The 8,868-nt window shown below is 66.0% G+C and carries 9 protein-coding genes and 1 tRNA gene; 6 read left to right on the top strand and 4 right to left on the bottom strand.

Annotated features, from left to right (window positions below; all coding sequences use genetic code 11):
• Window positions 1–547 precede the first annotated feature (547 nt).
• Both VNS22_RS11985 and VNS22_RS11990 read right to left on the bottom strand, forming a co-directional pair.
• Window positions 548–1,051, bottom strand: coding sequence for a hypothetical protein (locus VNS22_RS11985; RefSeq protein WP_325732689.1), 504 nt, complete (start codon window positions 1,049–1,051; stop codon window positions 548–550).
• A gap of 343 nt (window positions 1,052–1,394) precedes the next feature.
• A tRNA-Glu gene (locus tag VNS22_RS11990) sits at window positions 1,395–1,470 on the bottom strand.
• Window positions 1,471–1,804: 334 nt separating this feature from the next.
• On the opposite strand from VNS22_RS11990, the gene VNS22_RS11995 reads away from it, so the two are divergent.
• Complete coding sequence (locus tag VNS22_RS11995) at window positions 1,805–2,374, top strand: DUF4136 domain-containing protein (protein WP_325732691.1); 570 nt, start codon at window positions 1,805–1,807, stop codon at window positions 2,372–2,374.
• A 21-nt stretch (window positions 2,375–2,395) separates the two neighbouring features.
• Here VNS22_RS11995 and VNS22_RS12000 read toward each other — a convergent pair whose 3' ends face one another.
• Window positions 2,396–3,643, bottom strand: a complete 1,248-nt coding sequence (locus VNS22_RS12000; protein WP_325732693.1) for a sarcosine oxidase subunit beta family protein — start codon at window positions 3,641–3,643, stop codon at window positions 2,396–2,398.
• A gap of 238 nt (window positions 3,644–3,881) precedes the next feature.
• Between VNS22_RS12000 and VNS22_RS12005 the strand changes: the two genes are divergently transcribed.
• From VNS22_RS12005 to bfr, 3 genes are read left to right on the top strand one after another with little or no spacing between them, the layout of a single operon-like run.
• On the top strand, window positions 3,882–4,103 hold the full coding sequence (locus tag VNS22_RS12005; protein ID WP_325732694.1) for a hypothetical protein: 222 nt from the start codon (window positions 3,882–3,884) through the stop codon (window positions 4,101–4,103).
• Window positions 4,103–5,239, top strand: a complete 1,137-nt coding sequence (locus tag VNS22_RS12010) for an ABC transporter ATP-binding protein (RefSeq protein ID WP_325732695.1) — start codon at window positions 4,103–4,105, stop codon at window positions 5,237–5,239. Before VNS22_RS12005 ends, VNS22_RS12010 begins: the two co-directional genes overlap by 1 nt.
• A gap of 12 nt (window positions 5,240–5,251) precedes the next feature.
• Window positions 5,252–5,734: a bacterioferritin gene (bfr, locus tag VNS22_RS12015; protein WP_325732697.1), complete on the top strand. Its 483-nt coding sequence runs from the start codon at window positions 5,252–5,254 to the stop codon at window positions 5,732–5,734.
• 224 nt (window positions 5,735–5,958) lie between these two features.
• Here the strand turns inward: bfr and VNS22_RS12020 are convergent, their stop codons facing one another.
• On the bottom strand, window positions 5,959–6,459 hold the full coding sequence (locus tag VNS22_RS12020) for a spore coat U domain-containing protein (RefSeq protein ID WP_325732699.1): 501 nt from the start codon (window positions 6,457–6,459) through the stop codon (window positions 5,959–5,961).
• Between the two features lie 162 nt (window positions 6,460–6,621).
• On the opposite strand from VNS22_RS12020, the gene VNS22_RS12025 reads away from it, so the two are divergent.
• Together VNS22_RS12025 and VNS22_RS12030 are read left to right on the top strand one after the other, a co-directional pair.
• Window positions 6,622–7,767: an amidohydrolase/deacetylase family metallohydrolase gene (locus tag VNS22_RS12025; RefSeq protein WP_325732700.1), complete on the top strand. Its 1,146-nt coding sequence runs from the start codon at window positions 6,622–6,624 to the stop codon at window positions 7,765–7,767.
• Window positions 7,764–8,390 (top strand): hypothetical protein, encoded by a 627-nt coding sequence (locus tag VNS22_RS12030; RefSeq protein WP_325732701.1) that lies wholly within the window; start codon window positions 7,764–7,766, stop codon window positions 8,388–8,390. The genes VNS22_RS12025 and VNS22_RS12030 overlap by 4 nt, the downstream gene beginning before the upstream one ends.
• Window positions 8,391–8,868: the final 478 nt, after the last annotated feature.

Below are 8,868 nucleotides of genomic sequence, written 5' to 3' on the forward strand. Positions count from 1 at the left end.
TCGGACAGGTCGCCTTCGACCTTCGTAAATCGAGCGTCGATCCGTTCGAAGCTCTTCTCGATCCTGCCCATGCTCTCGCGCACATATTCCATGTGCGTCTCAAGCTTAGCGATTCTCTCGGCGTCAGGTGAGGCCATGTCCCCGTCTCTGTCGTTCTTATAGTACCCTACATGCCCGGTCCCCGGGATGGAAAGGTGGTCGTTGGCGTGAGTCATCCGTACGAACATGCTACACCACACCGACTAGAACGGCGTTTACGTAAACGGTGTTCCCGCAGTTCGTACAAATCACCATGGCTTGCGGATATGCGGGGCCGCCTATCATTATTCCACCAGACATGTTCATGTTGACCGGACCCACCAAATCGTCGGCAACTGTCCATGAATAAGCTTCACACATGGGGCATGGTCTTTCGCCCCATTTTTGCTTAACGTGATCGAGGATCTTCTGAGATTTATCAGGGCTCAGCTTTGATGGTCGATCTTGATCGCTATCTTCTTTATCGCTCACACAAAATCCCCCGCCGTCAAAGTGGTCACATCGAGCGTCACCAGCAGTTCGTGGTGTTGCCCATCTGGGTGCAGGTGAAGCCCTGGCGCGGCGGCGGCTGGTTGGCCTGGTTCATCAGCGCGAGGCCTTGCGAGATGGCGGCCCAACTCGCGGCATCGGCCTGCCGCTCCTGCTGCTCCACTAACGCAGCTTGTCCCATCCGGGCCTGCTCTTCGCTCGCGATGCGCGTGCGCAGCTCTGCCATGTAGACGCCGACCTGAGCATCATTGATGGCCCCGGCATCACGTTGCTGCGCTACCAGCATGCGGTAGTTGTCCTCCAGCGCTGCGAGGTCCGGATAGGGATAGCCGGACTGGGCTCGCAGCGGTGCGATCCCGCTGTTGTAGCAAGCCGCGAAACGTTGGTGGGCATCGGGAAGCTGCGGCTGGAACTGCTGCGCGCAACTCTGCTGAAGCGCGGCCGCCTGCTGTGGGAATTGGCTCTGCGGAGCAACGGTGGCGCACCCGCTCAGGAGGAGCGCCACCAGGATCGTACGTCTCATTGTCGCCCCTCGAAATTCTGGCTGGTGCTGAAGGGCTGGGTAGCTCGGCTATTTCCGGCGATCCTTGATCGCCCAAGAGCATCCGTCAACGCTCACAAGCCATGGTTGGCCCCGGTATCCACACGCTTCTGGCAGTTATGGCAGTTCGCGACTCTAACGATGGCCGGGAAAATTCTGAGGCTTGGCCATTGGTCGTGCGGTGGCTCGCCGAGCGTCACTACGCCTGCCGACGTGCGGCAGGCTGCCGCACCTGGACCCCGATCATCCAGTGCCGTCCGGGAGCATCCATTTAGGATCAGCTTAGGGCGGCCGTTCTCGGCTGCGCCTAAGCCATTGAAAGAGCTGGCATCCCCAACGGGATTCGAACCCGTGTCGCCACCTTGAAAGGGTGGAGTCCTAGGCCTCTAGACGATGGGGACCCTGGCTGCCGGTAGGTAGGCGAGCAGGCGGCGAAGTGCAAGACGACTCATGGACGGTAGCGGGGCATGAGCTTGCGTAATGTGGCCTCGGTGCGGCTGGAATTCCCCAGGCGCCGCATGATGGTGGTCAGATGCTCCTTCACCACGACCTCGCTGATCCCGAGTGAAGGCGTCCGCTTGTTGAATGGCCCTGCCCGGCCAGTTCCAGGATCTGGCGTGGGGTGAGTTCGCCGCTGGTCATCTGGCTGCTCCTGCCCTCTCGCCCGATCCTGCGAGCGAACTTGTCGCGAGGGCCCGCCCGGAGCAAATCGTAGTTTGGGCAGGAGGAACGACGATGGGGCCGATCCGGGCAGTGGTGGTGGTAGCGGCATTGTGGCTGGCCGCCTGTGCCGGCGAGCCTTCGGTGCGCAGCGACTGGGACCGGACGGTCGACTTCACCGTCTATCGCAGCTTCGGCTTTCCCGCGCACCAGGGCACGGATTTTACCGGCTATAGCAGCCTGGAGACCCAGCGCCTGCGCGCAGCGGTCCGCCGTGAAATGGCGGGGCGGGGCTTCGTCGAGGTGGCGACGGCCCCCGACCTGCTCGTGGACTTCCGGACCAGGCAGGCGGATCGGCTCAGGGTCATCAGCCTGCCTCCGGTATGGCCGGCCTATCCATACGATCCGTTCTGGTACCCGGGCGGCTTCTACCGGCCCTGGTATGGCGGATATACCGACGTCCAGGCGATCACCGAAGGTGTGCTCACGATCGACCTGATCGATCTTGCGGAGCGGCGGATCGTCTGGGAAGGGGTGGCGACCGGCCAGGCCCTGCAGGGTGAGGATCCGCTCGCGAGGGCTGACCTGGATGCGACCGTGCGCCGGATCTTCCTGGACTTTCCGGTCCAGCCCGGCGGTTCCTGAAGCCGATGGGCTCGGGTTCGCTCAGTGGGCGATGCCGGAGGCCGCGGCTTCATCGATCAGCCGGCCGGTCTCGAAGCGCTCCAGGTCGAAGGGCCGGCTGATCGGGTGATGCTCGCCATGGGCGATCAGGTGAGCCGTGAGCCAGCCTCCGGCCGGGATCGCCTTGAAGCCGCCCGTGCCCCAGCCGCAGTTCAGGACCATGCCGTCGACCGGGGCCGGGCCGATGATCGGCGAGCTGTCGTGCACGATGTCGCAGATGCCGCCCCACTTGCGCATCAGCTTCAGCTGGCCGACCCGCGGCATGATCTCGACCAGGCCCGCCACCACGGTCTCCAGGACCGGCCAGTTGCCGCGCTGGGCATAGGACGGATAGAGGTCCAGCCCGCCGCCCACCACCAACTCGCCCTTGTCCGACTGGCTGACATAGGTGCCGGTCGCGGGGTCGATGATCACCCGGTCGAGGAACGGCTTCACCGGCTCGCTCACCAGGGCCTGCAGGCACATGGAGGTGATCGGCAGGCGGAAGCCGGCCATCGCCGCCAGATGGCCGGAATGGCCGGCTACGCAGAGCGCCACGGTCCCGCACTCGACCCGGCCCTTGCTGGTCAACACCGCCCGAACCCGGTCGCCCTCGATGTCGAAGCCTTCGACCGCACAGTTCTGGACGATATCGACCCCCAGCGCCGATGCGGCACGGGCATAGCCCCAGGCCACCGCGTCGTGGCGGGCGGTGCCGGCACGGCGCTGGATGTAGCCACCGAACAGGGGATGGCGGCCGTCCGGGTTCAGCGCCGGGATCTCGCGGCGCAACTGTGCTGCGTCGAGCAGTTCGGCATCCACCCCGTTCAGGCGCATGGCATTCACGAAGCGCGCGCATAGCTCGAGGTCGCTTTCGGAATGAGCCAGGCGTACCACGCCGCGCTGGCTGACCATCACGTTGTAGTTCAGCTCGATGGAGAGCCGCTCGTAGAGCCGGAGCGCCAGGTCATAGAGGGCGACGCTCTCCGGATAGAAATAATTGGAGCGGATCGTGATCGTGTTGCGGCCGGTGTTCCCACCGCCGATCCAGCCTTTTTCCAGGACGCATACCCGGCGCATGCCGTGGTGCTTCGCCAGGTGATAGGCGGTGGACAGGCCATGGCCGCCGCCGCCCACCACCACCACATCGTAGCGGGCGGCAGGGGTGCCCCGGTCCAGCCAGTGCGGCTCCCAGCCGCGCTGACCGCTCCCGGCCTCGTCCAGGATCCGCGCTGCCGAGAACCGCTTCATCGTCGTCCTTCGCCTGACCGTCCTGCGGGCGATAGCATCTGGGACCAGCCGCCGCCACCCGGTGGGGGAAGGTCATTCTTGAATTGTTCTAAATAAAGCATTGGTCGGGTCTGCCTTTACATCAGGGGCCGGAGACCCGAAGTTCCCATCGTCGACGGGCAGGCGCACATCTTGCCCGCTTGGTAACCTTCCCCACTTGTCCAGTGTCAACGTCTCGCCGGGGCCCTGTCGTACGATCATGATCGTCTGCGTCTGCAACTGCTTGAGCGAGGCCGACTGCGAACGCGCCGCCGCGGCGCGATCTGTCGATGCCGGCGAGGACCTGCACGCCGTGATGGGTGCCACCGTATGCTGTGGTCGATGTCTGCCCACTATGGAGGCGATCATCGACGAGGTCCGCGCCCGTCATGAGGCGCTGGCGCAGGGCCAGGATGTGCGGGAACGCGACGAGGTGGCGTGATGGCGCCGGCCGCCGGTCGTACTGCTCGCCTGAGCAGCGGAGCCGGCCTGCACGTCCGCGGCCTCGCTCATCGCTACAGTACCGGCTCCGGGCAGGGCTTCACCCTGGACGGGGTGTCGCTCGACGTGCCACCGGGCGCGGTGCATTGCCTGCTGGGCCCCTCCGGATCGGGCAAGTCAACTGTGCTGCGGCTGGTGGCGGGTCTGGAGCGTCCATCTGCCGGGAGCATCGCGCTCGACGGCCGGACGCTGAACGACCGGGAGCGCTGGACGCCGCCCGAGCGCCGCTCCATCGGCCTGATGTTCCAGGACGTTGCCCTGTTCCCGCACATGACGATCCGCAAGAATGTCGCGTTCGGGCTGCGCAGCAAGGACACGGCGACGCGCCGCCGCCGGGTCGACGAGCTGCTGGTCATGGTGGGGCTGGCAGCCCATGCGGAGAAGTTCCCCCACGAGCTCTCCGGCGGGGAGCAGCAGCGTGCGGCGCTGGCTCGCACGCTCGCGGCGGATCCGCGCCTGGTGCTGCTCGACGAAGCCTTCTCCGCGCTCGACCCCGGCCTGCGGGTGGAAGTGCGCGGCAGCGTGCTGACGATCCTGCGCCAAGCCGGCATCCCGGTCCTGATGGTGACCCACGATCCGGACGAAGCGATCGCCGAGGCCGACCGGATCCATGTCATCGAGGATGGCCGGATCACGCAGTCCGACAGTGTCAGTCAGCTCTATCGCAGCCCGGCCACCCGGTTCGTCGCCGGCTTTTTCGGCCCCGTGCTGCGCTTTCACGGCTGCCCCGAGGATGGGCAGCTCGCGACGCCGATCGGTCCGATACAGGTGTCGCGGGACGGTCATCAGGGCGTGGAAGTGGTGCTACGCACCCGCGATCTGGCACCGGTCGCAGCCGGTAACAGCCCCTGGCGGGCTACTGTTCTGGCCTGCCGGGACCTGGGTGACCGTTGCCGGGTGGAGCTGGCGGCCAAGGGGGAACGGCTGGGCGATATCCATGTCCCGCGCAGCCTGGCGCACCAGGTGGGCGGAGAGATCGGTCTCGCCTTCGACCCAGCGGCCATGTTCGTATTCCCCTGGCCGGAAGGCTTGAACAATTCTAAAAACCGGCGCATCCCTACGTCCGCCAACCATTAGGAAGCGACGCCGATGCCGAGCCCGACCCCGGTCCGAGGGCACCCCGAGGTGCTGGCGGCCCTCAATCTGTCCCTCAAGGGCGAGCTGACCGCCATCAACCAGTATTTCCTCCATGCGCGGATGCTGGAGAACTGGGGCTACTTCAAGCGCGGGAAAGCGGAGTATGACGAATCCATCGAGGAGATGCGTCACGCCGACAAGCTGATCCAGCGCATCCTGCTGCTCGAGGGGCTGCCCAACCTTCAGGACCTGGGCAAGCTCTATATCGGCGAGAACCTGAAGGAGCTGATCGAGTGCGATTACCGCCTCGAGCTCGAGGGGATCGAGCAGTACCGCAAGGGCATCGCGATCGCCGAGCGGCATGGCGACTATGTCACGCGTGACCTGCTGATCGGCATCCTCCAGGAGGAGGAGGAGCATCAGGATCACAACAAGACCGAGTTGGAGCTGATCGACCGGATCGGCATCCAGAACTTCGCCCAGAGCCAGATGTGAGTCACACGGTGGGTCCGTGCCGGCCGGAATGTCGGCCCCGCGGACGATGACCGCAGGCAGGCCCGGGACAGTGGCCAGGCCCCGCCCGTCGGTTCCAATGACCGGGACGGCGGGTGATCGCGCATCGGGCTTCGGTATCGCACCCGCCAGCGGCGAAGCGTGGTCCGGGCGGTTCCGGCGGAACGGCCTGTCCTCCTGCCGCGCGGCCCCCGGCTCCTTCGCGCTCAGAAGGTGAGGGTGATCCCCACCGTGTCGCCGTAGGTCCCGGCGGCCGCGGTCTGGTTGGCCGGGATCCGGCCATAGACCGTCACCGTGCCGGTGCCGCTGGCCGGTGCCGCGAAGCTCACCGCATTCGCGCCGGAGCCGATCAGCGCGCTGTAGCCGGAGTTGCGGTACAGTTGGTAGTTGAGGATGCCGCCGGCGCTGTTGCGCATGCCGCGGCTGGAGGCCTGCGGGTTCGCACCGTCGTTCAGCTCGAACTTCAGGCTCTCATTCATGCAGCCCGAATAGCTGATCGTGGTGGTGGTGTCGTTGTTGGTGGTCTGGCCACTCACATAGTTGGCGAAGGTCAGGGTCGAGGCGGCGACCTTGCAGTTGCTGACCACGGTGACGCCGACCGTGAGGCTGGCGGTGCTGGTGCCGGCGTCGGAGCCCTGCAGGGGCATGACGGCGAAGGCCAGCACGATCGGCAGGCCCAGTGCTGCCCGCTTGAAGACGACGTCCATGCGTGTCGACCTTTCCTCGCGCCAAAGCGGCGCGAACATGGTTGGCATGACCTTCATCTTAGCCACATTCGGTTAACAACCCGTTGACCCGGCCCGCGGACAGGGCTTTCCCCTAGCACCGGGAAGCGGATGGCGCGGACGCGCCTGCAGTTGGGAGCGGCAATGAGCTACAATCTGGTCCTCACTGGCGGCCGTGTGGTCGATCCCGGTCAGGGCATCGACCAGGTGACCGACATCGCGTTCGCGGACGGCAAGGTTGCGGCGGTCGGTGACGGGCTGAACGGCAGTGCCGCCATCGTGCGGGACGTGAGCGGCGCCATCGTCATGCCCGGGATGATCGACTTCCATACTCATGTCTATTGGGGGGGCACCTCGCTCGGCATCCGCCCGGACGAGTTGGCACGCCGGGCCGGCACCACCACCTGGCTGGACGTCGGCAGCGCCGGCCCTGGCAATTTCGAAGGCTTCCGTGAGCATGTGATCGGCCGAAGCGAGACCAAGATCCTGGCGTACCTGCATGTCAGCTTCGCCGGCATCTACGGCTTCTCGGACCGGGTCTCGGTGGGCGAGAGCTGCGACCTGCGCCTGCTCGACGCCAATGTCTGCGCCGACATCGCGCGGGCCAACCCGGATCTGGTGCGGGGCATCAAGGTCCGGATCGGGCGCCATGCCAGCGGCTACAACGGCATCACGCCTTTGGAGCTCGCGATCGAGGCGGCCGAGCAGGCGGGCCTGCCGGTGATGTGCCATATCGATGCGCCGCCGCCACGCTACGAGGACGTGCTGGCGGTGCTCCGGCCGGGCGACACGCTGACCCACTGCTTCCGGCCGCGGCCGAACGCGCCGATCTACAGCGACGGCCGGATCCGCGAGGCCTGCTTCCAGGCGCGGGAGCGCGGCGTGATGTTCGACATCGGCCACGGCATGGGCAGCTTCTCCTTCGAGGTCGCCGAGGCGATGCTGGCCGGCGGCTTCCCGCCCGACGTGATCAGCTCGGATGTCCACGCCCTGTGCATCGAGGGGCCGGCCTGGGACAATCTCGAGACGATGTCCAAGTTCCTCCACCTCGGCATGGCGGTGCCGGAGATTGTCCGCGCGGTCACGAAGACCCCTGCCGACCTGCTCAGACGCCCGGATCTCGCCGATCTCGCGGTCGGGTCGACCGGTGACGCCACCGTGCTGCGGATCGACGAGGGGCGCTTCCGCTTCGTCGACGTCGAGGGCAAGCATCGGACCGGTGCGCGCAAGTTCCGCCTGGATTCGGTGGTGCTGGACGGCCGGCTCTGGCACGACGCGCAGGCGACATGAGGACGGCCCGGCTGAACGGCCAGGGTGGGTCTGGCCGTCCGGCCTGCAGCCTGATGCTGGCAGCGCTGCTCTGGGCAGCGCCCGTCCTGGCCGCCATGCCCCCGGTACCCGCACCCAAGCCGCCCGTGCCGGCGGCCGCGCCCGATGCGGCGGCGACTGGCGATCCGCAGCAGGTGCTGGCCCAGGTCGGTGATCTCCGCCTGACCCGGGCCGATGCGGATGCCTATGTCGACGCCCTGGTGTTCAGCCTGGAACATGCCGGCCAGGATTCGAGGCGGCTCGCCGCCGACCGGACGGTCGTGCGCGAGCATCTGGCGCGGAGCTTTCCGGGTCTGCCTGAAGCCGCGCAGATCGATCTGGCTGACATGACCGAGATCTGGGAGCGGGTCCAGGCAGGCTGGGCTGCGCTCGGCCCGGCCGAACGCAACGCGTTCTCCTATGGAGTGCTCGCACTGGCCTTCGGCGAGCAGGACGCCGGCAGGATCCTGCGCTGGAATCCGCGCGGTACCATGGTGCCGGGCGAGGCGCAGGACCGGCCGCTGCCGGGTTATGCGCCCGGTCAGGAGATGGACTGCATCATGACCGGCAATTGCGGCCCGTCCGGCAGCAGACTGCCGGAATGAGTGAGGCTCGCAAGGCCTGCGGCTGGCAGGCCGCAGGATCTCATGGTGACCGTAATAGAGCTAATCTGGAAATCGCATGAAATCACAGTGGTGCATCGTGTGAATGCCAGATATCAACTCTTGCGCGTGACAGAACACCACATCCCAACGCCCAAAGTGTTTCTCTAGCATGATGCTACGGGGCGAGGAGGGCTGTTTTTTCGCCGATCTTTCGTCACGTAACCTGCGCGCGACTCTTGGCGATCCCGGCTACTCCTTCCTCGGTCGGGATCGCCATCTTCTCGATCGGCAGCATCCCGCGATGTGCGTGGTTCGACCGGTCGGAGGTACGGTTAGTCTAGAAACGGTCTTTGAAATGGGTAGCGGTTTGCGGAGGGGATTCGTGTAGCGCCAGGCGATCCATGATCGCCGGAGCTGCTGCCATGTCTGAGCACCGTCGTCTGTACCCGACGGACCTGTCGGACCGGGAGTGGGCGCT

Source organism: Geminicoccus sp., from assembly GCF_035556675.1.
Lineage (GTDB): Bacteria > Pseudomonadota > Alphaproteobacteria > Geminicoccales > Geminicoccaceae > Geminicoccus.

Excerpts from the sequence above, each read along its gene's own strand:
- VNS22_RS11985 (WP_325732689.1), bottom strand. The coding sequence starts at position 1,051 with ATGAGACGTACGATCCTGGTGGCGCTCCTCCTGAGCGGGTGCGCCACC.
- VNS22_RS11995 (WP_325732691.1), top strand. The coding sequence starts at position 1,805 with ATGGGGCCGATCCGGGCAGTGGTGGTGGTAGCGGCATTGTGGCTGGCC.
- VNS22_RS12000 (WP_325732693.1), bottom strand. The coding sequence starts at position 3,643 with ATGAAGCGGTTCTCGGCAGCGCGGATCCTGGACGAGGCCGGGAGCGGT.
- VNS22_RS12005 (WP_325732694.1), top strand. The coding sequence starts at position 3,882 with ATGATCGTCTGCGTCTGCAACTGCTTGAGCGAGGCCGACTGCGAACGC.
- VNS22_RS12010 (WP_325732695.1), top strand. The coding sequence starts at position 4,103 with ATGGCGCCGGCCGCCGGTCGTACTGCTCGCCTGAGCAGCGGAGCCGGC.
- bfr (WP_325732697.1), top strand. The coding sequence starts at position 5,252 with ATGCCGAGCCCGACCCCGGTCCGAGGGCACCCCGAGGTGCTGGCGGCC.
- VNS22_RS12020 (WP_325732699.1), bottom strand. The coding sequence starts at position 6,459 with ATGGACGTCGTCTTCAAGCGGGCAGCACTGGGCCTGCCGATCGTGCTG.
- VNS22_RS12025 (WP_325732700.1), top strand. The coding sequence starts at position 6,622 with ATGAGCTACAATCTGGTCCTCACTGGCGGCCGTGTGGTCGATCCCGGT.
- VNS22_RS12030 (WP_325732701.1), top strand. The coding sequence starts at position 7,764 with ATGAGGACGGCCCGGCTGAACGGCCAGGGTGGGTCTGGCCGTCCGGCC.